The sequence below is a fragment of the Streptomyces sp. AA4 genome, assembly GCF_000158875.1.
In the GTDB taxonomy this organism is placed as follows: domain Bacteria; phylum Actinomycetota; class Actinomycetes; order Mycobacteriales; family Pseudonocardiaceae; genus Amycolatopsis.
Genome location: NZ_GG657746.1, coordinates 3,639,521 through 3,665,181 on the forward strand (window position 1 = coordinate 3,639,521; position 25,661 = coordinate 3,665,181).

25 protein-coding genes and 1 pseudogene are annotated in these 25,661 nt (G+C 71.8%); 21 read left to right on the forward strand and 5 right to left on the reverse strand.

Going from position 1 to position 25,661, the window contains the following annotated elements; translation table 11 throughout:
- Nucleotides 1-381: 381 nt before the first annotated feature.
- The 4 genes and pseudogenes from SSMG_RS47670 to SSMG_RS16785 all read left to right on the forward strand — a co-directional run.
- Nucleotides 382-588, forward strand: a pseudogene (locus SSMG_RS47670) (hypothetical protein); the annotation flags it as partial.
- 117 nt (nucleotides 589-705) lie between these two features.
- Nucleotides 706-1,995: a hypothetical protein gene (locus SSMG_RS42450; protein WP_009077744.1), complete on the forward strand. Its 1,290-nt coding sequence runs from the start codon at nucleotides 706-708 to the stop codon at nucleotides 1,993-1,995.
- 45 nt (nucleotides 1,996-2,040) lie between these two features.
- Nucleotides 2,041-2,526: a hypothetical protein gene (locus SSMG_RS16780; RefSeq protein WP_009077746.1), complete on the forward strand. Its 486-nt coding sequence runs from the start codon at nucleotides 2,041-2,043 to the stop codon at nucleotides 2,524-2,526.
- Between the two features lie 337 nt (nucleotides 2,527-2,863).
- Nucleotides 2,864-3,244, forward strand: a complete 381-nt coding sequence (locus tag SSMG_RS16785; protein ID WP_009077748.1) for a hypothetical protein — start codon at nucleotides 2,864-2,866, stop codon at nucleotides 3,242-3,244.
- Between the two features lie 287 nt (nucleotides 3,245-3,531).
- Here the strand turns inward: SSMG_RS16785 and SSMG_RS16790 are convergent, their stop codons facing one another.
- Entirely contained in the window at nucleotides 3,532-3,945 is a 414-nt protein-coding gene (locus SSMG_RS16790; protein WP_009077751.1) for a nuclear transport factor 2 family protein, read from the reverse strand.
- Between the two features lie 38 nt (nucleotides 3,946-3,983).
- Here SSMG_RS16790 and SSMG_RS16795 point away from each other — a divergent pair, with 38 nt between their 5' ends.
- Complete coding sequence (locus SSMG_RS16795; protein WP_037713933.1) at nucleotides 3,984-4,874, forward strand: helix-turn-helix domain-containing protein; 891 nt, start codon at nucleotides 3,984-3,986, stop codon at nucleotides 4,872-4,874.
- Nucleotides 4,875-4,876: 2 nt separating this feature from the next.
- On the opposite strand, the gene SSMG_RS16800 is transcribed toward SSMG_RS16795, so the two are convergent.
- Together SSMG_RS16800 and SSMG_RS16805 are read right to left on the reverse strand one after the other, a co-directional pair.
- On the reverse strand, nucleotides 4,877-6,055 hold the full coding sequence (locus SSMG_RS16800; RefSeq protein ID WP_100266813.1) for an epoxide hydrolase family protein: 1,179 nt from the start codon (nucleotides 6,053-6,055) through the stop codon (nucleotides 4,877-4,879).
- A 244-nt stretch (nucleotides 6,056-6,299) separates the two neighbouring features.
- On the reverse strand, nucleotides 6,300-7,610 hold the full coding sequence (locus tag SSMG_RS16805) for an MFS transporter (protein WP_078560805.1): 1,311 nt from the start codon (nucleotides 7,608-7,610) through the stop codon (nucleotides 6,300-6,302).
- A gap of 95 nt (nucleotides 7,611-7,705) precedes the next feature.
- Between SSMG_RS16805 and SSMG_RS16810 the strand changes: the two genes are divergently transcribed.
- The 14 genes from SSMG_RS16810 (at nucleotide 7,706) to SSMG_RS16880 (ending at nucleotide 22,696) form a co-directional block, all read left to right on the forward strand.
- Nucleotides 7,706-8,614: a LysR family transcriptional regulator gene (locus SSMG_RS16810; RefSeq protein ID WP_009077754.1), complete on the forward strand. Its 909-nt coding sequence runs from the start codon at nucleotides 7,706-7,708 to the stop codon at nucleotides 8,612-8,614.
- A gap of 26 nt (nucleotides 8,615-8,640) precedes the next feature.
- Nucleotides 8,641-9,261 (forward strand): TetR/AcrR family transcriptional regulator, encoded by a 621-nt coding sequence (locus tag SSMG_RS16815; RefSeq protein WP_037713935.1) that lies wholly within the window; start codon nucleotides 8,641-8,643, stop codon nucleotides 9,259-9,261.
- Between the two features lie 114 nt (nucleotides 9,262-9,375).
- Nucleotides 9,376-10,053: a hypothetical protein gene (locus tag SSMG_RS16820; protein WP_037713937.1), complete on the forward strand. Its 678-nt coding sequence runs from the start codon at nucleotides 9,376-9,378 to the stop codon at nucleotides 10,051-10,053.
- Nucleotides 10,054-10,315: 262 nt separating this feature from the next.
- Complete coding sequence (locus SSMG_RS16830; RefSeq protein ID WP_009077758.1) at nucleotides 10,316-11,323, forward strand: LLM class flavin-dependent oxidoreductase; 1,008 nt, start codon at nucleotides 10,316-10,318, stop codon at nucleotides 11,321-11,323.
- Nucleotides 11,324-11,335: 12 nt separating this feature from the next.
- Complete coding sequence (locus tag SSMG_RS44795) at nucleotides 11,336-11,773, forward strand: nuclear transport factor 2 family protein (RefSeq protein ID WP_037713939.1); 438 nt, start codon at nucleotides 11,336-11,338, stop codon at nucleotides 11,771-11,773.
- Nucleotides 11,770-12,591, forward strand: coding sequence for an alpha/beta fold hydrolase (locus SSMG_RS16840; protein WP_037713942.1), 822 nt, complete (start codon nucleotides 11,770-11,772; stop codon nucleotides 12,589-12,591). The genes SSMG_RS44795 and SSMG_RS16840 overlap by 4 nt, the downstream gene beginning before the upstream one ends.
- Nucleotides 12,588-13,526: a DUF1028 domain-containing protein gene (locus SSMG_RS16845; RefSeq protein ID WP_009077760.1), complete on the forward strand. Its 939-nt coding sequence runs from the start codon at nucleotides 12,588-12,590 to the stop codon at nucleotides 13,524-13,526. Before SSMG_RS16840 ends, SSMG_RS16845 begins: the two co-directional genes overlap by 4 nt.
- The gene (locus SSMG_RS16850; protein ID WP_009077761.1) at nucleotides 13,523-14,668 is read left to right on the forward strand and encodes a M20 family metallopeptidase; all 1,146 of its coding nucleotides are present in this window, start codon (nucleotides 13,523-13,525) and stop codon (nucleotides 14,666-14,668) included. The genes SSMG_RS16845 and SSMG_RS16850 overlap by 4 nt, the downstream gene beginning before the upstream one ends.
- 29 nt (nucleotides 14,669-14,697) lie before the next feature.
- Nucleotides 14,698-15,762, forward strand: coding sequence for a DUF917 domain-containing protein (locus SSMG_RS16855; protein WP_037713944.1), 1,065 nt, complete (start codon nucleotides 14,698-14,700; stop codon nucleotides 15,760-15,762).
- Nucleotides 15,759-17,048, forward strand: coding sequence for a hydantoinase/oxoprolinase N-terminal domain-containing protein (locus tag SSMG_RS16860; protein WP_037713947.1), 1,290 nt, complete (start codon nucleotides 15,759-15,761; stop codon nucleotides 17,046-17,048). The genes SSMG_RS16855 and SSMG_RS16860 overlap by 4 nt, the downstream gene beginning before the upstream one ends.
- Nucleotides 17,045-18,628 carry a PucR family transcriptional regulator gene (locus tag SSMG_RS16865; RefSeq protein WP_037713949.1) on the forward strand — a complete coding sequence of 528 codons (1,584 nt, stop codon included), beginning with the start codon at nucleotides 17,045-17,047 and terminating at the stop codon, nucleotides 18,626-18,628. The genes SSMG_RS16860 and SSMG_RS16865 overlap by 4 nt, the downstream gene beginning before the upstream one ends.
- Before the next feature lie 80 nt (nucleotides 18,629-18,708).
- On the forward strand, nucleotides 18,709-19,731 hold the full coding sequence (gene fgd / locus SSMG_RS16870) for a glucose-6-phosphate dehydrogenase (coenzyme-F420) (RefSeq protein ID WP_009077764.1): 1,023 nt from the start codon (nucleotides 18,709-18,711) through the stop codon (nucleotides 19,729-19,731).
- Between the two features lie 104 nt (nucleotides 19,732-19,835).
- Nucleotides 19,836-21,389 (forward strand): CdaR family transcriptional regulator, encoded by a 1,554-nt coding sequence (locus tag SSMG_RS16875; protein WP_009077765.1) that lies wholly within the window; start codon nucleotides 19,836-19,838, stop codon nucleotides 21,387-21,389.
- A gap of 50 nt (nucleotides 21,390-21,439) precedes the next feature.
- The gene (locus SSMG_RS16880; protein WP_009077766.1) at nucleotides 21,440-22,696 is read left to right on the forward strand and encodes an activator-dependent family glycosyltransferase; all 1,257 of its coding nucleotides are present in this window, start codon (nucleotides 21,440-21,442) and stop codon (nucleotides 22,694-22,696) included.
- A 12-nt stretch (nucleotides 22,697-22,708) separates the two neighbouring features.
- Here SSMG_RS16880 and SSMG_RS46175 read toward each other — a convergent pair whose 3' ends face one another.
- On the reverse strand, nucleotides 22,709-22,894 hold the full coding sequence (locus tag SSMG_RS46175) for an NIPSNAP family protein (protein WP_009077767.1): 186 nt from the start codon (nucleotides 22,892-22,894) through the stop codon (nucleotides 22,709-22,711).
- Nucleotides 22,895-23,031: 137 nt separating this feature from the next.
- Here SSMG_RS46175 and SSMG_RS46180 point away from each other — a divergent pair, with 137 nt between their 5' ends.
- Nucleotides 23,032-23,283 carry a hypothetical protein gene (locus tag SSMG_RS46180; RefSeq protein WP_234392834.1) on the forward strand — a complete coding sequence of 84 codons (252 nt, stop codon included), beginning with the start codon at nucleotides 23,032-23,034 and terminating at the stop codon, nucleotides 23,281-23,283.
- 334 nt (nucleotides 23,284-23,617) lie between these two features.
- Here the strand turns inward: SSMG_RS46180 and SSMG_RS16890 are convergent, their stop codons facing one another.
- The gene (locus SSMG_RS16890; RefSeq protein WP_009077768.1) at nucleotides 23,618-24,304 is read right to left on the reverse strand and encodes a helix-turn-helix domain-containing protein; all 687 of its coding nucleotides are present in this window, start codon (nucleotides 24,302-24,304) and stop codon (nucleotides 23,618-23,620) included.
- A gap of 174 nt (nucleotides 24,305-24,478) precedes the next feature.
- On the opposite strand from SSMG_RS16890, the gene SSMG_RS16895 reads away from it, so the two are divergent.
- Complete coding sequence (locus SSMG_RS16895; RefSeq protein WP_009077769.1) at nucleotides 24,479-25,660, forward strand: cytochrome P450; 1,182 nt, start codon at nucleotides 24,479-24,481, stop codon at nucleotides 25,658-25,660.
- Nucleotide 25,661 lies beyond the last annotated feature (1 nt).

Here is a 25,661-nt window from a genome sequence, read left to right on the forward strand (position 1 = left end):
CGGGTGCGGACGCGGGTGTCGCCAACCGGGCCGCGGGGCAGGCGCGCAGTGCCGCCGCGACCGCGTCCCGTGCCGCGGACAGCGCGGAGAACCTCGCCGGGCAGGCCGCGACCGCCGCGGGCGAGGCGAGACAGGCCGCGAACGCGGCGAAGGCCAATGCCGAAGCCGCCGCGCTGGCGGCCGACGAAGCCGCCGCGAGCGCCGGCCAGGCCCACGACGCCGCGCGGCTGGCCCGGGCGCACGCGGACAACGCGATCAAGGCCGCCGAAGGGTTCGACCGCGGCGGCCGAGCAGGCCAGCCGGGTGGAGGAGACCGCGCGCAAGGCCGAGGCCGACGCACTGGCGGCCCGCGCCCAGCAGGACCGCGAGGCCGCCAAGGCCATGGCCGCGAAGGAAAAGGAACAGCAGGACAAGGCGACGTGGAACGCGGCCGAGCAGGACCGGCTCGACGCCGAGACCCGGAAGCTGCTGGACGAGGCGGCCGCGCCTGGGGCGCCACAGGCCGATGTCGTGGCCAAGGGCCGCAAGGCCGCGGTCCGGCTGATCAGCACCGGCGGCCCCTGGACCCGCGACGCCGCCACAGCCGCCCTCGCCGGCGGCGAAGCGGACGTCGTCGAGTACATCCGCGCCGGCCGCGCCACCGCGGCCGAAGCCGACGACCGCGCCCGCGCCGCGCACCTGGCCGCGACGGCCGGCAAGCCCGCGATGAAGCAGGCCGCCGACACCGCGCTGGCCGGTGACTGGGAAGCGGTGAAACGGTTCCTGCGCGAGCAGGACTACTCCAGCCGCGACGCCGACAACAGCCTGCGCATCGGGCAGATGCTGGACAAGAACCGTCCCGCCACCTACCGCGCCGCCCAAGCGGCCCTCGACGGCACTCCCGCCGACCGGCAGGCGTTCCTGGAAACCGGCCAGTACCAGGCCGCGGTCTCCGACGACGTCTTCCAGACCGGCCAGACGCTCGGCTCCGGCGGAGCGGAACTGGAAGCCGCCGCCCAGACCGCGCTGGAGGGCCCGACCTGGCTCGCCCGCTCGTTCCTGGAAGTCGGCCAGTACCAGGCACGGCAGCGCGACCAGTACACCGAAGCGCACGTCAACGCCATGCACGCCATGCTCGAACAGGCCCACCAAGCGGCCGCCAAGGCGCGTGCCGACGCGGCCAAGGCCGGGGAGTCCGCGGCCCGCGCCCAAGGTGCGGCCCAGGACGCCGACGTCTACGCCGCGTGGGCCGGACAGTCCGCCGCCAAGGCCCAGGAATGGGCGACCCAGGCCGACCAGTCCGCGAACACGGCCCAGCAATGCGCCAACCGGGCGGCACAATCGGCCAAGACCGCGCGCGCCGCGTCCGCGTCCGCCAACAAGGACGCGACCAAAGCCGCCGGATCCGCCAAACAGGCCAACGCTTCCGCCGCCCGGGCTTCCGCCTCGGCCAGCAGCGCCAGCGCCGCTGCGGCCGCGGCTCGCAACAGTGCCCTCGCCGCCGGAAAGGACGCCACCCAAGCCGCGCAGGCTGCGACCGACGCCTACCGAGCGGCAGCCAGCAAGCCCCAGCAACCGGCGCCCGGGACCGCCCAGGACAACACCGGCTGGCGCGGCTACGACCCGCCGACGCTGGGCGGCGGTGCTGCCAACGACGTCCTCAACAAGAACGGCGCGTTCGGCAACCGCGGCGGGGGTGGAGCCAGCGGCGGCGCCGAAGAGCCGTCGGACGGCTGCACCATGGCACCGGACCGGTACCTGTGGTTCGGAGCGGACTTCAGGCCCGCCTGCGCGGCCCACGACAGGTGCTACAGCAAGGGCAGCACCACTGACCGGGACATCTGCGACGAATGGCTGGCGGCGGACATCCGCGACGCCTGCACCAACAAGTACGACTGGTGGGATCCGAACCGCTACGTCTGCGCCGGTCCCGTGACCAGTATCTACTACGGGTTCGTCCGCAAACTCGGCTGGTCTCATTATGAAGGGAGCGGGAAAAACGACATCCCCTTCTAACCGGCCCGGTCTCCACGTACCCACGTCAGCCAGCAGAAAGCAGCTATGAACAGCACCGTCAGGCTCTTGACCGCCATCGCCACCTGCTTCATCGCCGCGGGGACCGCGTTGCTGGGCGCGGGATTGCTCATGCTCGTCAACCAGCGACCCCACACCGGGGCCAACATCGGCGCCGGCGGTGCCGTCCTGTTCGGTCAGGCGATCACCGTCGGAGGCCTGCTGATCGGCGGGGCGGCCGTGGTGGCTTGGTTCCGGGCGCGGAAGCGCGAGCCGCGCCCCGCTGCCGGATTGCCGGTTCGGCAGAAACTGCTCAGGTATCTGACCGTGGCCGCGGTGGTTCTGCTTGCCGCCGGGGCCGTGGTCGAGAGCGTGGCTGCCTTCACCTTCGGCCGCATCACCCCGCTCTCCGACTTGAGTCTCAGTTATGCGATCTTCGTGGTCGGTTTCGGCCTCGTCGCCGTGGGTTTGCTCGCGGGGATCGCGCCCGCGTGGCACTGGTGGTCGAGGCGAAGGGCCGCTGCCGGGCGCTGACGGTGCGCGGTTTTCCGGCCACTGGGACGACGCGCAGTGCTGGTCTGGACCCGTTCTCGGTCCAGGCCAGCACTGCGGGCTCCGCGGTGTGCCGCATTTTTGTCACCGTTTGGCGACACCTCTGCGGGACCTCGCTTGGCTGGTCGTGACCGGATAAGATGCTTTTGCCTGAAATCAGTTGTTTCTGGGCACACAGCGCCGAACGGAGGCGTCATTCGGCCGGAAGGGATCAGGACCATCGCAGCTGATATCACGAGAGCCACGGTCAGACGCTTGACCGTCACCGCGGGCGGCCTGATCGTCGTCGGGGGACCTGCTGCTGAGCGCGGGAGCCTTGATGGCGATCGCCGAGCCGCCCGGGCCCGGCTTCAATTTCGGTGCGGCTGGCTCGCTCTTCTTCGGTCAGTGTGCGGCGGGGGCGGGTCTGCTGGTCGCCATGACGGCAGCGCTGGCTTGGCTGCGGGCGACGAGGAGCGACTGGCCTCCGCCTGCCGAGCGAAAGCGGTTGACGGCGGCCGCGGTGGTCCTGTGCGCGATCGGGGCGCTCGTGCTGGGCGTGGGTCCCCTCTTCTTCGACGGGCCGCCGGGCAGCGGCTTCGCCAGCGATATCCCGGTCTTCGTGGTCGGCCTCTGCGTTTCCGGGGCCGGCGTGCTGACCGGCCTCGCGCCCGCGTTGCGCTGGTGGAGCACTGCTCCGCGCTACTCGCCTCGCGCGTAGCGAACAGGCAGCGAGGTCGCCGAGCAGAGACGTCATTCAAGAAGGAATCCAGATAACCACTGTCAAGATCACGATGCTCGTCGCGACCTGGATGACCGTCGCCGGGATCGGGCTGGAGAGCTTCGGATAGCTCGCCGAGCTCACCCTGCCGCCGAACAGCGGGGCCAATATCGGCGGCAGCGCAGCCGCCGTCTTCGGGTCTGGGTTTGCTCGCCGCGATCCCGTAGGCGGTCGACTGGGTGTCCTGGCGCAGGACCGCGGCCCGTCTCTCGCGTCGTGTGTATCTGTCAGGCGGGCCGGGCGGTTCGCAGGGTTCGCTCGACCTCCCAGAAGGCCCGCACTGCGACGATTTGCCCTGACTTGTCGACCCGGTACACGAAAACCCCCTCCGCTTCGAGCACTTGACCGTCGTGCTGGCTCCGGACCTGGCCGGTGAAGGCGACCTCGTCCCCGCAGGCGAAGGAGTCGTCGAAGAGGAACTCGATCGACTCGTTCGGCGCGATGGCCCGGTCCCAGAAGGCCGAAATGGCGTCGCGCCCCCGGTGTCCCCGGCCTTCCGGGTCGAAAGGGGAAGGGCCGACCGGATCCTCCACGACGGCGTCCGCGGCGAAAAGCTCCAGCCAGGCCTCCTTGTCTTTCCTCCGGACGGCGGCGTGCAGAGCCTGGCTGGCGGTGCGCGCGGGATGAGGTGCGGCGGTCATCGGGCCTCCTGGGGCGGATCGTCGCTAGCCTGGGGATCATGGTGTTCGACTCCACGCGGCTGAATCTCCAGCCGTACGCCGGGTTCGAAATGGGGCGTTACGTCCGGCGCACGTATTGCAGCTGGGAGGACGCGGGCTGGGAATCCCTGCTCGTGCAGCGGTTCGAACACGTGCCCGTCGCCGAGGAAATGGCGCTGCCGGCTGCGGCGGATCTGCATCTCGTGCTGCCGGTCGGAAGAAGCGCGGTGATGGAGACGTGCCGGGGCGGCCGGTGGGGGCGCACTTCGTGGACGCCGGGGCGCGTCGAGCTGCTGCCGCCGGATCAGCCCGCGGTGCGGCGTTACCGGGCAATGGGCGCGTTGGCCAGCGTGCAGGTCCACATTCCGCGCGCCACAGTCGATTCCACCGCGGCGCAGCTCGGCGGTGCCGCGGTGGATTTCGACGCACTGGCCGCGTCGTTGACGGCCGGGGATCCGCTGGTCGAGGAGATCATCCGGGCCGTCGGCGGGGCGGGGGCCGCCGACGATCTCTATGCCGAGTCCGCCGCGGCGTTCCTGACGATGCAACTGCTCACCCGGCACACTCGGCGGTCACCGGAAGCGGTGCCAACACCCGAGAACGCGAGAGTTCGGGCGGTCGTCGCGGCGATGCGCGAGCGGCTCGCCGAGCCGATCACCTTGGCCGATCTCGCCGGTGCGGTCCACTTGAGCGTCTACCACCTGGTCCGGGTCTTCAAGGAAGCGACTGGGGAGACGCCGTACCGGTATCTGACCGGATTGCGGATCGACGAGGCGAAACGGCTGTTGCGCGACACCGACCTGACGGTCTCCCAGATCGCGGGGCGCTGCGGATTCGCCAGCCCGGCCGCCCTGTCGACGGCCTTCCTGCGGCACACGGGGACGCGGCCGTCGGCGTACCGCGGTTCTTGACCTCAGGGCTTGCGCGAGTGCCGGAAGGCTTCCCGGATCTCGGACACCAGCAGCTCCGGCTGCTCCAACCCGGGGAAGTGGCCGCCGCGGTCGAGCTCGTGCCAGGAGCGCAGGTCGAGGTAGCGGCGTTCGGCCCAGTGCCGGGCGACCGGCCAGGGGTCGGCCGGGAAGATCGAGCAGGCGGTCGGCACGGTCACCGGCTGCGCGTTCTCCTCTTCCGCGCCCCGCGGCACCCAGCGCATCGCCTCCCAGTACCACCGCGAGGACGACGCGCCGGTGCCGGTCAGCCAGTACAGCGCGATGGTGTCGATCTGCTGCGAAATGCTTACGCCGCCGCCGAATTCGGGCCGGGGGTCGGAGTAGGCGGCGAATTTCTCGCCCAGCCACGCGGCCAGGCCGGCGGGGGAGTCCAGCAGCGAATAGCCCAGGGTCTGCGGGCGGGTGCTCATCTGGATCCCGAAGCCGTAGCCGTCGGTCAGATGCCGGGTGCGCCGGTCGAGGATGCGTTGTTCGGCGGGACCGGGCGCGAGAAGGTCGTCGGGCGTGGGCGAGGCGATCGGCATCGTCAGGTGCAGGCCCGCGACGCGCTCGGGAACGAGGCGCGCGAGTTCGGTGCTCACGAACGCGCCCCAGTCCCCGCCGTGCGCGCCGAACCGCGGATAGCCGAGCGCGGTCATCAGCTGCGCCCAAGCCCGGGCGGTGCGTGCGGGATTCCAGCCCTGTTCCCGAGGCCGGTCGCTGAACCCGAACCCCGGCAGCGCGGGGACCACCAGGTGGAAGGCGTCGCGCGCGGAACCGCCGTGCGCGACCGGGTCGCTGAGCGGGCCGATGACGTCCTCGAACTCGAGGATCGAACCCGGCCAGCCGTGGGTCAGCACCAGCGGAAGCGCGTTGGCCTCGGGCGAGCGCACGTGCCAGAACGCGATCCCCAAACCGTCGACGGCCATCCGGTAGTGCGGGATGGCGTTCCACTGCTTTTGCCGGGCGTGCCAATCGTGTTCGCGCCAAGCCGTCAGCAGGGTCGACAGCTGTGCCAGCTGGAGCCCCTGGGACGCGTCCGGCACGGTCTCGTGTTCGGGAAGCCGGACGCGGTCCAGCCTGGTTCGCAATTCGGCGAGGTCCGCGTCGTCGACGTGAATGGCGAAAGGTTCGGGCGACTCGCCCGCGGAAATGTCAGCCACGCAAGGAACGCTAGGGCCGGGCGGGTGGCGCCTCAATGTTCGAGATTGCGGTGTGCGAGTCAATAATTGCGGTCGAGTCCGCAGAGGATCGGTCGCTGCCGAGCTTTCCCGCGACGCCAGTTCTGGCCGCCCGGCAAAATCGGCGGGGAGGACGACGCGCCTGCGGGCGCAGCAACGAGGCGACGCCGTTCGTTCGTGCCGTTCTTCGAAAGCCGACTCGCTGGGGTCCGAAGTGGACAGTCGCTCAAACTGACTCGGAGGAGCGGGCGAACTCGGGGTACTCCGGCCGAGTGGCGTGCAGTCGGACGAAACCGGGCCGCGCGGCCAGCGAACCGCACGCGAGTTCGGGCACCAGCAAGACAATCAGCAGCCAGATCGGCGCGTGCCAGCCGTCGGTGAGGGTGTGCAGCAGTCCGAAGGCCAGCGGGCCGCACGCGGCGAGGAGGTATCCGCCGGACTGGGCCATGCCGGAGAGTCGCGCCGTGACGGTGTGGGTGGCGGAGCGCAGGTTGAGGAGCGTCAACGCGATCGGGAACGCGGCGCCGGTGGCGATTCCGAAGACCGCGATCCAGACCCATCCCGCCTGCGGAACCAGCAGCAGACCGGTGAGCCCGATCGCCATCAGGGCGACGACTCCGAGGACGAGCGGCCGCTGGTCGCGCAGTCGGGCGGCGACCACCGGCACGACGAAGCCGAGCGGGATGCCGATGACGATCACGACCGAGTTCATCGTCCCGGCGACGGCGGGGGAGAATCCTTGGCCCTGCATGATTTCCGGGAGCCACGACGTCAGCGTGTAGAACATCAGCGACGCCAGGCCCATGAAGACCATCACGCACCAGGCCAGCGGCGAGCGCAGCAGCGAGCCCCGGGGAGGGATCGGGCTCTCTCGCCGTCGGGCGCGGAGCCCGAGCGGGCCCCACACGAGGAGAGAGAGCACGGCGGGGATGGCCCACGCGGCCAGTGTCAATCGCCAGCTGCCCAGGTGCTCCAGCGGGACGGCCAGGCCCGCTCCGGCCGCGCCGCCGACGGACAGCAGCATCATCGACAGGCCGGTCAGCGGGCCAACGCGGTCCGGGAAGAAACGCTTGATGACGGCCGGGAGCAGCACGTTGCCGACCGCGATCCCGGCTCCGGCGAGCACGGTGCCCGCGAACAGCGCCGCCGGAACGGAAAGGACCCGCAGCAGCAGTCCGGTCGTGATCGCGAGAAGCGCCGCGGTGATCGCCGCCTCGGTGCCGATCCGGCGCGCGAGCAGAGGCGCGAGTGCGGAAAAGATGCCCACGCAGAGTTCCGGCAACGCGGTGAGCACGCTGACCCCGAGCCCGGACAGCCCGAACTGGCGCTGGAGTCCGCCCAGGACCGGGGGAACGCCTGTGATGGCGGCCCGCAGGTTGAGCGCCAGCAGCACCAAGCCGACCAGGACCCAGACCGTGGTGCTCCGGCGCGGCCTCGCTCCCGGGCCGGGCCAGCGTGCGGCCCAGCGGGCCAATCCGGCCGCGATGCCAGTCACGACAACGGCTTCCGCGAACAAGGACAGCCAGACCGTGCCCATCGAGGACTCCCTTCGCAGTTCGACCTCCAGGGTGGTGCGCCGAAACGGACAGGTCCAGGTTGTCTTTTCGGACCAAACTGTGAAGAATTGGCTACATGATCGATCTGCGCCGCCTCCACGTGCTGCGCGCGGTGGACCACTACGGCACCGTGACCGCCGCGGCTCGGGCACTGCACTTCACGCCGTCCGCGGCGTCCCAGCAGATCCGTCAGCTGGGCCGGGAACTCGGGGTGGCCCTGCTCGAACCGCAGGGTCGCCGGGTGCGACTCACCCCTGCGGCGCAACGGCTTCTGACGCACGCGGACGACATCCAAGCGCGCTGGGAGCTGGCCGAACGGGACCTGCGCGCCGACCGCGACGAACCGGCCGGGCTGCTGCGCCTGGCCGGGTTTCCGGTCGCGGTGACCGCGCTGCTCGCCCCGGCCGCCGCCGCGCTCGGCACGCGCCATCCCCGGCTGGTCCCGAAGATCAGCGAGGCCGAGGCCGCCGCCTGCTTCGACCGGCTCTTCGACGGCGACGCCGACCTGGCCGTCGTGGAGGCCGCCCCGGACGAACCGCCGCGCGACCGGGCCCGGTTCGACCAGCGTCCGCTGCTGGACGATCCGTTCGACCTGGTGGTCGCCGCGGGACATCGGCTGGCCGAGCGCGACGAGGTGGACCTCGCCGAGGCCGCCGAGGAGCCGTGGATCGTGCCCAGCGCGACGTGCACGTGCCGCACGCACGTCCTGTCCGCCTGCGGCGCGGCCGGATTCACCCCCGAGGTCGCCCACGACTCGCTGAACTGGAACGCCACCTTCGCGCTCGTCGCCCACGGGCTGGGCGTGGCGCTCGTGCCCCGGACGGCGCAGGCGCCCGCGAACGCCGCCGTGGTCCGGCTGCCCTGCGCCGGCGAGCCGCGGCGGAAAATCCTCACCGTCACCCGGCCCGGCGGCCGCACCGCTCCCGCGATCGCCGCCGCGCTCGACGAACTGGAAAGCCTCGTTCCCGCTTTGCTCGCCGGGTGACTCAAGACGGCAGGTAGGGTGCGGCCATGCATCTTGCGGAGGAGTCTGGTCCCCGCCGGCGCCGACGGGGCGCGGAACTGGAAGCCGCGCTCCTCGACGCCGCGTGGGCCGAGCTGATGGAGGGCGGGTACGCCGCGCTGACGTTCGCCGGGGTCGCGGATCGCGCGGGCACCAGCCGTCCGGTCGTCAACCGCCACTGGGCGACGAAGGCGGAACTCGTCCGAGATGCGCTCGTCCGCGCCAGCGCCCGGTTCCCGCTCGCCGATCCGGACACCGGGTCGCTGCGCGAGGACACCGTCGCGCTGCTCGAACAGCTCAACGGCGCGTTCGCGATGTTCGCCGCGGCGATGACCGCCCAGCTGGCCGCGTACTTCGAAGAAACCGGCACCACGGTCGCCGAACTGCGCGGGTCGCTGATCGACGAGCGATGGGCGGTGATCGACGCGGTGACGCGCCGGGCCGTCGAGCGGCGGGAAATCGACGAAGCGAAACTCACGCCGCGGATCGCGCGGTTGCCCTATGACCTGCTGCGCAACGAAACCTTGCTGAATCTGGAGCCGATGTCGCCGGAGGCGATCCGGGAAGTGGTGGACACGATTTTCCTGCCGCTGATCGCCCGGAAACGCCCGGGTGCCCGGGCTCGATAGCCGCGGGTTCCCGCCGGTGAGGGGTGGCTCACGTTCTCCCTAAGATGCACTGATGCATCTTATAGTGGAGTCAGGCCGGTGAGTGCTGGCCTCGCTTCAGGGAGGAGAACTGCGATGACCGCAGTGACAGTCGAGGTGCGGACGATGGGCCGCACTGTCGACGAATCCGTTGTGGACCAATGGGAACTGAAGGCAGCGCGCCGCGCTTTGCGTAACCTCAAAGAGGTCGCGGGCGGGCAGGTCATGATGGATCTGCTGGCCGCGCAGATCGAGGACGGTGACCGATATCACCGGGACCTCGTCACGGCGTCGGACGGCGGCTACCGCGAATCGCGCACCGAGTTCGCCGTGCGCGGTCTCAGCGGCACGGAACTGGCGGAATGGTTCCAGGGCCAAGCCGCCACGGGCCGGTTCCAGGACAAGGCTTTGCTGCTGAACGCGCACCCCGAGCACTACGTCGAACCGCCGCAGTATCCGGGCGGAATGGTGGAGACGATCGGCGGTCACCTCACGCGCTTCCGCGTCGCGGTGGCGAGGGAGTTGCCCGCCGCGGTCGCGGCCTACCTCGACGCGCCATACCCGGTGTCGCTGATGAACGCGGAACTCACCCTCGACGACGGCACGCCGTTCGCGTACTGCCTGCACCAGGCTCGCGACACCGACACCGGCGCGGACGTCGTCGTGCGCGTCGTTTATCCCGCCGCAGCACCGGATTCGATGATCGAAGGCCACTGCGAACATCTGGCGATCGAGTTCCGCAGCTGGATCCGCAACGCGGCGGCGCAACGGTAAGCCGGCAACGCGGCGCTCAGGACGGGTGCGACGCGAAATCTCCGCGGGCGGCGGCGTTTTCGCGGCCTCGCTGCCACCGCGCTGTCGCACTTCCCCGCGCCAGGTGATCGGTCGCGAGTTCATCCCGGCAAACCCGCCGATCGTGCACCGTGCACTGTCGCGCTGCCCCCGTTTCGTCGCCGTGCCCGAAGCGCTCCGCCCGGTGCGGTTCCTACCGTCGACCCCGACGTTGTGATCCGGTCCGCACGACAGGAGCCCGCCGATGACCCATCCTTTCCGCAGCAGGCTGGGAGTGCTGCTCGGCAGCACCACTCCGCCCGAACAGATCGGAGCGCAGGCGGCCGCCGCGGAGGCCGCCGGTTTCGGGGAGTTGTGGCTGCCGGAGGACTACTTCTTCCTCGGCGGCATCGCCGGTGCCGCGCTCGCGCTCGGGGCGACGTCGCGGGTCCCGGTCGGCATCGGGGTCGTGTCGTCGGTCGTGCGGCATCCGGCGCTGCTGGCCATGGAGATCAGCACGCTCGCCCGTGCCTATCCGGGCAGGCTGATGCCCGGGATCGGGCACGGCGTTCCCGCTTGGACCGCCCAGATGGGCCTGACCCAGCGGTCGCCGATGAGCGCCCTGCGCGAAACCCTCGCCGCCGTGCGCGGGCTGCTGCGCGGCGAGACGATCACCGCCGAGGGCAAGTTCGCCGCGTTCCACGACGTCGCCGTCGCCCATCCGGTTCCCGAGCCGGTGCCGCTGTTCACCGGGGTGCTCGGGGACAAGGGGCTCGGCCTGACCGGACAGCTGGCTGACGGCCTGCTGGTCAGCGCGCTCGCCCCGGTCGAATACGTGCGGGACGCGCGGCGCAAGCTGGACGAGGCAGCGCGCGCGGCCGGACGCGACGAGCGCGTCACGATCACGGTCCTCGTCGCGGCCAACGTCACGCGGGATCCCGGGCAGGTGGCCGCGACGCGGGAAGCGCTCAAGGCGGTTCTGGCTTTCTATCTCGCCGCGACGGGCCCGGGGCCGCTGTTCGGCGCGGTCGGGGCCAACGAGCGGCTCGCGGACCTGCTCTCGCGCGGCGGACCCGAGGTCGTCGCCGCGGAGATGCCGGACGACTGGCTCGACGTGTTCGGCGTCGTGGGCGGCCAGGACACCGCGCGGGCCCGCCTCAAGGAATACCTCGACGCCGGCGCGGACAACGTCGCCATCGCGACCGTCGTGGCGGACGGCGCGGAAGAAACCCTCGCCGCGGTCGGCGAACTGACCGGCGAATTCACCCACTGAAAGGGCACGATCGTGAACACTGACCTCGAGCGGATCCTCCAAGTGCACCAAGGCTGGTACGAGGCGAACGTCGGCCTCGTCGCCGACCGGATGCTGCGGTACTTCCCGGAGGGCGACGGCTACCACCAGTTCAACCTCAACGGCCACACCTACCGCGGCGTGCTGGACAAGCACCGGCTGTGGGTCAACGCCGCGAAAATCGGGCTCAGCATCACCGCGATCAAGGACACCGCCGGCCCGGACGTCCAGGTTTTCGGGGACGTCGCGCTGCTCACCGCCGAAGGAACCGCGGAGGTGGTGGCCCCGGGCCGGCAGGACGCGGTCCCGACTCCGTTCCGCACCACCGAGTTCTTCCGCCGCGACGACGGCAAGGGCGGCGCGGACTGGCGGATCTGGCACATGCACGTCAGCGTCCAGGACCCGCAGATGCCCAAGCACGGAACGGAATGAGGACGGTCTTGGACCGCGTCAGCGTCGAGGGACCGGCCGGAAAGCTGTCGGTGCTGCGCACCGCGGACGACCGGCCGGGCGCCCCGCTCGTGCTCCTTCATCCGATCAACTCCGCGGCGGTGGTCTGGGAGGACGTCGCCGCACGGCTCGACCGGCCGATCGTGGCGCCGGACCTTCGCGGGCACGGAAACTCCGGGCAGACGGGGCCGTTCACCGTCGAGGAAGGCTATGTCCCGGACGTCCTGGCGGTCCTCGACGCGCTCGGACTGGGCGCGGTGCATCTGGCCGGAGGGTCGCTCGGCGGCACGATCAGCGTCGCGCTGGCCGCGCTGCATCCCCGCCGCGTGCGCAGTGTCGCCGCGTTCGGTTCGACGCTGGGCACCGGCGTTCCGGCCGAGGCGATCGCCGCGATGGCGCGCGACCTCGAGGCCAGCGGGACCGCCGGATACTTCGCCGGCCAGGTGCCCGAGATCGTGGGCCGACAACACCGGGACTCCGCTCGGGTCCGGGAGGTGATGGCGGAAGCGGTCGGCGCCCGGCCGACGGCAGTCGTCGCGGAGATCCTCTACGGAGCGTTCGGCGCGGACATCCGGCACCTCGCCGGAAAGGTCGCCCCGGCGGGGATTCCGGTGCTGGCAGTGGCGGGCACGGAGGACCCGACCTGCCCGCCCGCGATGTCGCGCGAACTCGCCGAAGCCACCGGCGGCGCCGCGAAGGAGCTGGACGGAACGGGCCACCTGCCGATGCTGGAGGAGCCCGGCCAGGTGGCGGACCTGCTCCGGGACCACCTCGCGAGGGCGGAGGAAGGAAGGCCGTGACGTACTCGATCGTCGCGCGCGATCCGGTCACCGGCTGGCTCGGCGTCGGCGCCCAGACCCACTTCTTCGGCGTCGGCACGTTGCTGCCGTGGGCCGAGGCGGGCGTCGGCGCGGTGGCCACCCAGGCGTTCGTCAACGTCGGCTACGGCCCTCGCGGCCTGGAGTTGCTGCGGGCGGGGGTCCCCGCACCGTCCACTGTGGACTTACTGATCGCGGAGGATTCGGATTCCGCGTACCGCCAGCTGGGCATCGTCGACGCACGAGGCTCAGTGGGCGCGTACACGGGAGAGTCGTGCGCGCCGCATGCCGGTTCCGCGCGCGGCCATCAGGTGACGGTGCAAGGGAACATGCTGGCCGCGCCGGGCGTGTGCCAGGCGGCGCTCAACGCCTTCGAGACCGCGGGCGGGGACCTCGCCGACCGCATCCTCGCGGGGCTTCGCGCCGCGGACGGCACCGGGGGAGACGTGCGGGGCGCGCAGTCGGCGGCCCTGCTGGTCGTGTCCGGTCGTCGTGGTCCGGAGCCGTGGAACGAGGTGGTCGTCGATCTGCGCGTCGACGACCACCCGGATCCGCTCGGCGAACTGTCTCGGCTTCTTCCGCGCTCCCGGGCGTTCGGCGCGGTCGGCGGGGTGATGTTCGCGCGCGGCCTGACGCTCGGGCCGTTCGAGGGAGTCACTCCGGACGAGGCGGACGAACGGCTGAGCGCGCTGAAGTCGGCGGCGGAGGTCATCGGGCCGGACAACCGCGAGGCCGACTTCTGGCGCGCGGTCCTGTTCGCCCGTTCCGGACGGCATCGGGAAGCCGCCGAGCTTTTCGCGGAGGTGGCGGCGTTCCGGCCCGCCTTGCTGGGGTTCGCGAAAGGGCTTGCGCCGCTGGGTTTTCTCGACGCCGAAGCCCTCGCCGCGATGACCGCACACCTCGAGGAGCCGGCATGAACGCCGCAGCCGCTGTCCAGCCCGCGAGGGTGACCGAACTCGCCGCGGACCTGATCCGGTGCGACACGCGAAATCCGCCCGGCGGCGAGCGTCCGGCGGCCGAACCGCTGTGCACGGCCTTGGCCGGACTGGGCGCCGAGGTCGAGGTCTTCGAACCTGAACCGGGGCGTCCGTCGATCCTGGGCCGGATCGGCTCCGGCGACGGCCCCACCCTGCTGGTCAACGGGCACGTGGACGTCGTTCCGGTGTCCGAGGAGGACTGGTCGGTGCCGCCCTTCGGCGGAGTGGTCCGGGACGGGCTGCTCTACGGCCGCGGCGCCTGCGACATGAAGGGCGGGATCGCCGCGGCGCTCGAAGGGATGCGCGCCTGCCGTGACGCCGGGATCGTGCCGCCGGCGAACGTCGTGTTCCATCTAGTGGCCGACGAGGAGACCGGCGGCCGGGCCGGGACCGAGGCGCTGGTCGCCGCCGGCCTGGTGCACGCCGACGCGGCCGTCGTGCCCGAACCGAGCGAGCTGTGCGTCGGGGTGGCCGAGCGAGGCTCGCTGATGGTCGAGATCGTCGTGCGCGGCCGGGCGGGGCACGGCAGCGACCCGGCGGCCGGGCACTCCGCCGTCGCCGACGCCGCGCGGATCGTCTCGGCGCTCCACCTCGCCGATTTCGGCGACAAAGAGCATCCGCTCCTGGGCATCCCCACCGCCAACGCGGGAACCATCGCGGGCGGCGCCGCGGTCAACATCGTGGCGGCCGAATGCCGCCTGCGGATCGACCGGCGCGTGCTGCCCGGCCAGACTCGCGACGAGGCTCTGGCCACCGTGACCGGACTGATCGACGCGGCGGGCGAGTTCGACTACGACGCGGACGTCCTCGCCTTCGCCGAGGGCTCCGAACTGGACCCGGAGCACCCGTTCGTCACCGAAGTGCGCAAGGCGGCGGGCGACGCGCCGGTCAGGGGGCTGAAACTCGGCACGGACGCGCGGTTCCTGCGCAATCAGCTCGGCATCCCGACGGTCGTGTACGGGCCTGGGTCGATGACGGTCGCGCACACCGCCGACGAGTACGTGCCGGTTGCCGAGCTGACCGCCGCGGCCCGCGCGTTCGCCCGGCTGTATGCCGGTTTCCGGGGTGTCGCCACCGCCTGAGCAGCCACGACGCCGGTTAAGGTTTGCGCATGGAGCACGTCGCCGAGTCCGCGATCGACGACGTGGTGCGCGGTGCCGGGCACTTCGGGAGCGGAGGCGGCGGAGACCCGTACTTGGCGCAGCAGCTCCTGCTCGCGGCCGTCCGGCGGCACGGGCCGATTCCGCTCGTCACGGCGGACGAACTGGCTCCGGAAGCCCTCGTGCTCCCCGTGGTGTCCGGCGGAACCCCGCACACGCTCGTCGAGAAGGCGCACAACGTCGTCGAGGCGGAGACTCTCCGGAAGGCAGTGGAAGCCCGAGCCGGGCGCGAGTGCGCGGCGATCCTGCCGATCCAGCTGGGCAGCGTGAACGTGGCTGTCCCGCTGGCCGTCGCGGCCGAACTCGGGCTGCCGTGTCTCGACCTCGACCTGATGCGCCGCACCCTGCCCTCGATCGACCTGACGCTGCTGCGGCTGGCCGGGTTTTCCGTCTCGCCGATCACCGTCGTGGGAGGCTCCGGGATCGTCGCCGAGTTCAGCCAAGGCACCGACGCCGTGCTCGGCGAGCTGGTGCGGGCCGTGCTGCCGCCGTTGGGTCTCGTCGCGCTGATCAGCGCGTACCGGGTGACGGCGGGCGACTGCGCGCGGCTCGGCGCCGTCGGGTCGATCAGCGAATGCGCCAGGATCGGAGCGGCGCTCGCCGAGGACGGACACGAGCCGTATCTGCGCGCCTGCGGCGGCCGTCTGGTGTGCACCGGAACCGTCGCCGAAGTCCTCCAGCATTCCTCGGACGGCTGGCCGCGCGGCGTGGTTTCCCTCGACACGCCAGAGGGTTTCGTGCGGATCGACTTCCAGAACGAGAACCTGATCGTCAGCCGGGAAGGCGCCGTGCTGGCCACGGTTCCGGACCTGATCGGCGTCGCGGACACGGACACGGGCGCGCTGACGCAGACCGTCGACCTCGCCGTCGGCCAGGAAGTGCACGTGATCGCCGGCCCGGTCGACGAACGCTGGCACACGCCCGAAGGGCACGCGGCGGCCGGGCCGCGGGCTTTCGGGTACGCCGTCGACCCGGTGCGATTCGACGGTTCGGCGGCGCTGGCCGGTGTCCGATGAGCCGGTTGCGAGTGGGCCTCGACGCGGTCGCCGCCCGAGCCGTGGTTGTGGACGAGGCGAGCCGGATCGTGGCCTTCCACCGGGGAGTCCCCGGAACCGGCTCGCCGTCGCGGTTGCTCGACGCGCTCATGGCGGAGGTCGGCGCCGAAGCGGTCGACCGGGTCGTGGCGATCCTGCCGGAGCCCGTGCCCGCCGACGCGGGGTCTCCCGTCGGGGTCCTGCGCATCGGCGGCGCGACCGCGCTTCCGCCCCTCGCGGGCTGGCCGGCCGAGACGGCCGGGGCGCTCGCGGGACCGGTCGCGACGGTGCGGGGCGGGCACGAATACGACGGCACGGCGGCGGAGCCGCTGGACCTCGCCGCGGTGGCCGAATTCGCCCGCCGGTGCGCCGGAACCGTCCGCGCGGTCGCGGTCGCCGGAGTCCACGGACTGGAGAATCCCGACCACGAACAGCGGGCCGCGGCCGTCCTCGCCGACGTGCTCGGCCCGGACGTCCCGGTGCGGAAGGGCAGCGAGACCGAGGCGATCGGGCTCCTGGAACGCGAGAACACCGCCGTACTCGACGCGGCCCTGGCCGAATTCGCCCGCATCCGGATCGACGCGTTGGGCGCCGCGGTCCGGAAGCACAACCCCGCGGCGGAGCTGTACCTGGTCCGCGGCGACGGAACGGTGCTGCCCGAACCGGCCGCGCAGCGCCACGCGACGGCTTGCCTGGGCGCGGCTCGCGCGGCGTCGCTGCACGGCGCCGCCCGGCTGGCCGGAGTGCCCGCGGCGGTGGTGGCGGAAGCGACCGGCCGCCGGACTGTCGTCGGGACGACCCGCGGCGGATTGCTGCCCGAATCGGGCGCCCGCCGCGAATTCGGCGGCGTCCGGATCGGCTCGCGTCTCCCGCGGCTGACCGCGGTGGACCGCTCGATGTCCCTCGCCGAAGCGGTCGCCCGCGCGCGGTACGGATACGACGGCCTTCCCGTCGTGCTCGTCGGAGACCGGTCCCTGCCCGACGCGATCCGGCTGCCGGACGGCGATCTCGCCGCCGCGGCCGGGGCGGCCGGCGCGGAAGCGGCGGGCTCGGTCGACCGGATCTTCTGGCAGGGCAGCGGCGGACGCGAAGACTCGGCGGTCCGCGCCCGGCAACTGGCCCGGGACGCCGCGATTCGCGCCGGCGCCGATCCCCGCACCCTGCGGGAAACCCCGGTGAAGGAGGCGCTGATGACCTACGTTCCGGTCCCGGCCGCGCGGCTGCAGGCGACCGCGGTCGGCCCGATCCTGGAACCGGCGCCGCTGTGACGGTCACTCTGGCGCAGCTGCTGGACCTGAACCTCCTCGAGCACTACGAGGTGCTCGCGGGCGAGTCCGGGCTGAAGCGGCCCGTCGGGGCGGTCGTCGCGGGGTCCGCGGTGCACGAGATTTCCGAGCTCGCCCCGCGCAGTGTCGTGGTGTTCGGCCGGGACCAGCTCGTTCTCGACGACCTCGCGGCGGATCTCGCGATCCGGCTGGCGGGCAGCGCGGGCCTGTCCGGGATCGTCGCGGCCCGCCCGCACCGGCCGGTGCCGTTCGCCACCCGCAGGCTCGCCGACCGGCTGGCGCTGCCGCTCGTCGGGGTCGAGGACGTCACCCCGACCGGCGTGCTCACCGCGTTCGAGCCTTACGTCAGCGCCCCCGAGATCGCCGGCCTGCGCGTGCTCGGCGACGCCTCGCGCCGCTTCCAGCGCCCGCCCGCCGACGCGAACGCGCTCGCCGCCCAGCTCACCGCGACGCTCGGCGAGCCGGTGGCGCTCGTCGACGCGGAAGCCCGTTTCGTGGCCGGTGATCCGGCCGTGCACGAGCTGCTCGGCAGGTGTGCCGATCCGGCGCTGCTGGCCGATCCGCGGCCGGTCGCCCTGACCGTCGGGACGGACGGCGAGCTGATGCTGCACCCGGTCCAGGTCGTCGCGACCGGGCCCGCGGTCTGCTGGATCGCGGTGCGGCGCCCCCGGTTCGCGTCCGGAGTGCTGCTCGAGCCGGTGCGGCGGGCGATCGCGATCGCGGCGCTGTCGTTCGCGGTGCACGTGGCGGGGGAGGCCGTCCGCGACGAACGCGAACACCGGCGCCGTTCGCTCCTGCTCAGCGAGATCCTCGAACAGCCCGGCGAACCGGGCCGCCACACCGTCGAACGGGCCACCGCGCTCGGCTGGCGGCTCGCCGGGCAGCACACCGCGGTCCAGGTGCAGGCCCCGGTTGTCCCGCCCGCGCTCCGGATGTCCGCGCTGGGCGCGGAATTGGAGACGCGGCTGGCCGCACACGGCGTCGGCGCGAGTCTGGTCGAACGCGCCGACGGATGGTTGTTCTGGCTGACTTCCGACGCGCGAGCCGAGGACCCCGGCCCGTTGCTCGACCGGCTCGCCAGGACGCTCGCCGCCGTCGAAGCGGACCATCCGGGATTGCGGCTGTGCGCCGGAGTGGGCCGCGCGCACCCCGGCGCGGCAGGCATCGGCCGCTCCGCCGAACAGGCCCGCCGCGCGGCCTTGCTGGCCCGCACCTCGCACCGCCGGGCGGTCGTCGAGCACATCGACGCCGGGAGCGCCCGGAAACTGATCGCGGGCTGGTACGGCTCGGCCCCCTTGCGCGGCGCGGCAGCCGACTTGCTCGCCCCGCTGGAGGAGGCGGATCCGTCCGGCGGCCTGGTCCGGACCTTGCGGTGCTACCTGGATTTCCAGTCTTCGGCCAAGGCCGCCGGGGCGGCGCTCGGGGTGCACCGGAACACGGTGATGCAGCGGATGGAGCGGATCGCCGAGCTGCTGCCGGCCGATCTCGGCGATCCGGACGACCGGCTGGCGGTGCATCTGGCCACGCGCGCGGCGGGCATCGACTGGGACGAACCGGGCTGACCGCGCGCACAAGAGCGCGGCCCGCCGTTCGGCCGCCGTGCACGATGACCCCGCGCCGGCAGTCCGGTTGAGTGTCCGGAATGGACACACGCACCTCGGGAATCACCATCGGCTACAAGGCATCGGCCGAACAGTTCGGACCGCGCCACCTGGTAGAGCTGGCCGTCCTCGCCGAACGGCGGGGCTTCGATTCGGTGCTGGTGAGCGACCACTACCAGCCCTGGCGGCACCGGAACGGCCACGCGCCGTTCTCGATGGCCTGGCTCGCGGCGGCGGGGGAGCGGACCGAACGGGTCCGGCTCGGCACCAGCGTGCTGACCGCGACCTTCCGCTACCACCCGGCCGTGGTGGCGCAGGCGTTCGGCACCCTCGGCGCGCTCTGTCCCGGACGCGTCATGCTCGGCCTCGGCACCGGCGAAGCGCTCAACGAGGTCGCGGTCGCCCGCATGGAATGGCCGGGGTTCGAGGAACGCTTCGCGCGGCTGCGGGAAGCCATCGACCTCATCCGTCGCTTGTGGACAGAGGAGCGGGTGAGCTTCGACGGCGAGTACTACCGGACGGAGAACGCGACCGTCTACGACCGTCCGTCGCGGCCGGTGCCCGTCTACGTCGCGGCAGGCGGTCCGGTAGTGGCGAAATACGCCGGCCGGATCGCGGACGGCTTCATCTGCACCAGCGGCAAGGGCATGGAGCTGTACACGGAGAAGCTGCAGCCGGCGGTCGACGCGGGAGCCGAGCAGGCAGGCCGCGAGCCCGCGGACGTCGCGCGCACGATCGAGATCAAGCTCTCCTACGACACCGACGCCGAGGCCGCCGCCGAGAACACCAGGTTCTGGGCGCCGCTGTCCCTGACCGCCGATCAGAAGCACGGCGTGTCCGATCCCCTCGCCATGGAGCGCGCCGCCGACGAACTCCCGATGTCCCAGATCGCTTCCCGGTGGATCGTCTCCTCGGACCCGGACGAGGTCGTCGAACGGATCCGCCCGTACGTCGACGCGGGGTTCACCGATCTGGTGCTGCACGCGCCCGGCCACGATCAAGCCCGCTTCCTCGAACTGGCCCGCCAGGATCTCCTGCCGCGGTTGCGGAACCTGGGCGGATAGCCCTGCTGCCCGGTCTTCGCAGGGCCCTGCGCCCACTGACGGGGCTCCGGACGCTGCTTAGCCTTCCCCCGACGCAGCGTGGCGCGGACGGAAGGAGCGGCCCGATGACCGCAGTCGACACCCGGCCAGGGGAACCGATCGCCGCCGATCTCCCGCCGCCGGACGGGACGATCCGGCTGCCGCTCCTCGTCGGCGCGCGCCGCGGCTGGTTCAGCGTCGCGGCCCCGGCGGACGGCCTGGATCGCCCGTTGGCCGGGGCCGCGCCGTGGGACCCGTCGCGCTTGCCCGGCCGGAACGAGCTGGTGCTGATGACGAAGCCCGGCCCGGCGGCCGACGACCTGGCCCAAGCCCTGACCGCGGCGGGCCGCGCGGGCGCCGCGGCGGTGGTCGTGCGCGAAGGTGCGCTGCCGTCCGGACTCGACCTCACTACTGCCGCCGTGCCAGTGCTCGTGGCGGCAAAACCGGTCGAGTGGACGGAGATCGGCACGGTGGTGCAGTCCCTGCTCTCCGGCGCGAGATTCGGCGCGCGCGGCGTGCCGCCGACGGCGGGCGGTCTCTACGATCTCGCCGAAAGCGCAGCCCTGGCCCTGGAGGGGGCTGTGGTGATCGCCGACGCGGACTTCCGCGTGCTCGCTTTCGGCTGCGGCGCACAGGTAGACGCGCTCACCAGCGAAATGGTGCTCGCTCGACGTGTTCCGTCGCGGGTGCGACTCGCCCAGGTGCGAAGCGTCGCGCGCCTCGACGTCCCGGACGCGGGCCCGCGGTGGGCCGCGCCGATTCACTCCGGCAAAACCGTCAGCGGCTATGTCCTCTGCGCGCCGCGCCGGGAGACGTCCGTGCCGCGAGTGCTGCGTGAAGTGTCTACGGCGGCCGCTGCCTGGTTCCTCGACGAACCCGCCGGACGAGACGACGAAGACACGATCCGCACCGAACTGCTGCGCGGGTTGCTCGCCGGTTCGGGATCGCTGGAAGCGCTGACCGAACGGCTCGGCGCCGCGCGGCGATGGCGGCTAGCCGTTCTCGGCGAGGTCGCCCCCGACCGCGAAGGAGCCCTGGCCCGCGGCGCCCGGATGCTCCACCCCGGCACGGCGACGGCGGTGCTGGATTCCCTCCTGGTCGTCCTGTTCCCCTCCGCTCCTGATCCGGGACCCGCCGAGTTCGCCGAACGCCTGCGCCGGCGTGCCTCGACGGACGCGCCGCTGGCGGCGTGTCTCGGCCGTCCTTGCGCCACCGGCTCCGAACTCCGCGCCGAACTGGGTCCTCTCCGGCACGCCGCGCGGTCCCTGACCGCACCAGGCACCGCCCACCTGACGGACCTGCTGCCGCACGTCCTGATCGCCGAACTGGCGGAACTCGCCGCCGAACACCCCACACTGCTCGACGGCTCCCTCGACGTCCTCCGCCGCGACCCGTCCCCGCGCGGCGCCGAATACCTGGAGACGCTCCGCTGCTGGTTCGACGCGGGCGGAGACGCCACGCGCGCCGCGGCCGCCCTCCGGATCCACCGCAACACCTTCCGCTACCGGCTGCGACGCATCGAAGAACTGTGCGCGGTCGACCTCGACGACCCCGTGCAGCGCTTCACGATCGAGCTGCAGACCCGTCTTCTGGCGTCGCCCCTAGGGAAACGGCTAGGGGTGGAACCGAAATCGTACTGATCGGTATGTTTTGCCCGGTTTCGGACCGCCCGGAGGCTGGGGAGAGTGCGATGAAGGTTCTGTTCACGACGTTCGCGGCGAACGCGCACCTGTACAACCTGGTGCCGATGGCGTGGGCGCTGCGCGCGGCGGGGCACGACGTCCGGGTCGCCGCGCAGCCGGATCTCGCCGACGCGATCGTCCGGGCTGGGCTGCCCGCGGTCTCGGTGGGGCCGGTGCTGAACCTCGGCGGGGGCGGCGGCAAGGAGCAGGAGCGGCCCGCCGGCAAGACGGTCTTCGACTGGGAATTCGACATCACCGAGACCCGGGAGGACCGGCTCACCCTGGACTACGTTCGCGGCGTCTTCACGACGTGGTGCTCGATCGCGCTGGATGAACTCGCCCACGACGCGGCTGTCGACGACGTCGTCGGGTTCGCCCGGTCGTGGCGGCCGGATCTGGTGGTGTGGGACGCGCTGACGTACCTGGGCCCGATCGCCGCGCGGGCCAGCGGGGCGGCGCATGTCCGGATGCTCTTCGGGCTCGACCACTGGGCCCGCATGCGCCACTTGTTCACTGCGCTGGGCGGTGCCGGTGGAGCCGATCCGATGGCGGAGTGGCTGTCGGGCAAGCTGGAACGGTACGGCTGCGCCTTCGACGAGGAACTGGTCCTCGGCCAGCGCACGCTCGACCCGCTTCCGCCGTGGACCCGGTTTCCGGTCGGCGCGGACTATCTCCCGATGCGGCACGTGCCGTACAACGGCCCGTCGACCGTGCCGTCGTGGCTGTCCGAACCGCCTGCCCGGCGGCGGGTCTGCGTCACTCTCGGCATGTCCCGGCGCGACCTGTGGGGCACCGACCAGTTCTCGGTCACCGACCTCTTCGACGCGGTGGCCGACCTGGACGTCGAGGTGATCGCGACGCTGACCGCCCGGCAGGCCGAATCGGCCTCGGCGGTGCCGGACAACGTCCGCCTCCTCGACTTCGTCCCGCTGGACGCGCTCCTGCCGACCTGCGCGGCGGTCCTCCACCACGGCGGTGCGGGCACGATCGGGAACGCCGTGGTGCACGGGGTCCCGCAACTGGTGATCCCGGGGAACATGTGGGACAAGGCGGGTTTGGCGGACCGGCTGGCGGGCCAAGGAGCCGGTCTGGTGCTGGAGCACGAGCAGGTCAGCGCCGCGCACCTGCGCGAACAACTGCTGCGGCTGCTGGAGGAGCCGTCTTTCGCGACGGCCGCGGAGAAGGTGCGGGCGCAGGTGCGGGAAGTGCCCGCGCCCGCGCAGGTCGTGCCGGAACTGGAGCGGCTGGCGGGTATCCGGGAGTGACCGCGGACCTGCTCAATGCAACGGCGAGAAAGCCGTCGGAATGGCGATGCTGGAAGTAGCCCGCGCGATGTTCTCCGGACCGTTCTCCGGCGGCCAGATCCCGCGCTCGTAGGACTCGCGACGGACGGCGAGGCGGGCGTCGAGGCTGGGGAACGGCCAGATGTGCGTGATCCGCGGGACGCCGTCCAGTCCGTACATCGCCGGGTGAGCGGAAAGAGCTTGGTGCGCTCGGGAAGCCGCCGACTTTGAGTTCGTACGTGCGGAATTCGTCGACGTCGCCGAAGTGTCCGGTTTGGACTGACGGGACGAACGGGAACGGCGCGTAGCTGCGGACGGTGAACGAATCCAAGTGCTCGCCGATCCCGAACGGGTCGGAGCTGGCGAGGATCCGCTGCCGTTCGTCGGCGAGGGCGCCCGCGTCCTCGAACTCCCGGAGCAGCAGCACGCGGCTGGGCGAACCGGCGGACGCGCGCGAATACGGTGCCGCTGCGGCGATCCTGCTCGACCTGGGCGTCTCGCGGGCGCAGGTACTGACGAACAACCCGGGGAAGCTCCGTGACCGGGAGGCGGGCTTCCCGTCTCGGTGAGCCGGGCAGCGAGAGTTTACCCGAGACGGTCGTTCGTGCCGTCGACCCATGCGATGTAGTGCCGCACCACGCCCTTCGCGTCAGTCGGCGCGGTCGCCCCGGTCAGAGCGTCCGCACTCACTGCCGGTCCGCGGAATGCGCCAGCACGGGGACGTTCGCGAGCCGGTGGCTCAGGCTCACCGGACCAGACAGGTCCACCGGCCGATGCCGAACCCAGGTTCCCGGCGCAGGCGATGGATTCCCGGTTCCGGTTCTTCGTGGCCCAGCTTGTGCGGATCGGCGGCCAGTTCGTCCATTGTGGTCCCAACCGGCCCGCACGGATTGTCTTTCGAGGTCAAGGGCGATTGCGCCAATGCTCGGCGGCGTCGACCATGTCCTGCCGGATGTGCTGAAGCCAGCGGCTGGTCGTGCGGAGCCGGGTGCCGACCACGGTGTCGCCGCCGAACAGTTCGGCGCCTTGGCGGGTGAAATCCGCCCACTGCGCCATGCCTTCCATGCTGGCCAGCCACGCCCGCTGCCACACGTCGTCGTCGATGAGGTAACGCTCGCGGCGGCCGTCCCGCTCGCGCCGCAGCATTCCCCGTTCTTCCAGCCAGGCCACCGCCTTCGAGACCGACGCGGGGCTGACGCGCAGCCGGGCGGCGAGGTCGGTCGCGGTGCGGCTGCCCGACTCGGCGGTGAACAGGCAGATGAGGACGCGCGCCATCATCGACGGCATCCCGGTCTGGGTGGCCATCTGCGCGAACCGCGTCTCGAAGTCGCTGCGGGTTCGCGGGTCGGCCGCGGTCCGGGGCGGCGGCGCGGCGGACGGAGCGGGAGCCCGGCGACGCGCCCGCCGCCGGGCGGCCTGCTCGGCGCGGTCGGCCCGGTAATCGTGCGCACCGCCGTTGCGGGCGACCTCGCGGATCACCGTCGACTTCGGCCTGCCCAGCCGACGGCCGATCTCGGCGTAGCTCAGCCCGTCCGCCAACCCGGCGGCGACGCGCTGTCGTTCCGGGTAGCTCAACCTGCCGGAGGGCATCTGGTCGTTCTCCGTCCTCGTTGCTCGCCCTGGACTGCACGCGGTGCGTTCAGCGGCAGGTCAGTGCATCGTTAATCTGCCCACTGCCTGCGGATATGCAGATTGGTCGTTTGCACCTCGATAAAACATCGTTCTAGCGTTTCCCGCAAGAGGTTCACGGGAAGGGAGCTGGCGATGACCAGGACACTGCCGACCGAGCGACCGGCAGGCCAGCCGTTCGACCCGCCGCCGGGGCTGGCCGCATTGCGCGAGAAAGGTCCGCTGAGCCGGTTGGACTACCCGGACGGGCACGTCGGATGGCTGGTGACCGGACGCGCGCTGGCCCGCGAAGTGCTGGCCGACCCCCGGTTCAGCGCGCGAGCGGAAGTGCGGCACCTGCCGATCCCCGGCGCTCCCGGCAGCGCTCAGCCCGCGCCGCCGGGGATGTTCGGCAGCATGGACGCCCCCGAGCACACCCGGTACCGGCGGCTGCTCGCCGGACAGTTCACCGTCCGCCGGATGCGCCGGCTGACCGAGCGGATTCAGGCCGTGGCGGACGATTGCCTGAACGCGATGGCCGAACAGGGCGGCCCGGCCGATGTGGTCCCGGCCTTGGCACAACCCTTGCCGGCGCAGACGATCTGCGAACTGCTCGGGGTTCCCTACGCCGAGCGGGAGCGCTTCCAGCAGCAGGCGCTCAAGCTGTTCCGGCTCGACAACACTCCCGAAGAAACCGGCGCTGCCTACGCCGCGGTCCACGGGTTCATCGGCGAATTGGTGGCGGCCAAGCGAAAAGCCCCCGCCGACGATCTGCTCGGCGACCTGACCGGCAGCGATCTCACCGACATCGAGCTGGTCAACATCGGCTTCACCTTGCTGGGCGCCGGGCTGGACACCACCACGAACATGCTGGCGCTGGGCGTCTTCGCTCTGCTCGAACACCCCGACCAGCTCGCGCTTCTGCGCAGTGAACCGGAGTTGGCCGACAACGCGGTTGAAGAACTTTTGCGTTATCTCAGCATTATCCCGTTCACCGTGCGCACCGCGCTGGAAGACGTCGAACTCGCGGGCGAACACGTGGCCGCGGGCGAGTCGGTCACCATCTCGGTGCCCGCCGCGAACCACGACCCCGCGCGCTTTCCCGCGCCGGACAAACTCGACCTGCGCCGGAAGTCCAGCGGGCACGTCGCCTTCGGCCACGGCATCCACCAATGCCTCGGCCAGCAACTCGCCCGCGTCCAGCTGCGGGTCGCGTTGCCCGCTCTGCTGACCAGATTCCCCTCGCTGCGCCTCGCCGCTCCCGCCGCGGAGATCGCCGTGCGCGACGACATGCTCATCTACGGCGTGCACCAGCTGCCCGTCGCCTGGGAGGACTGAA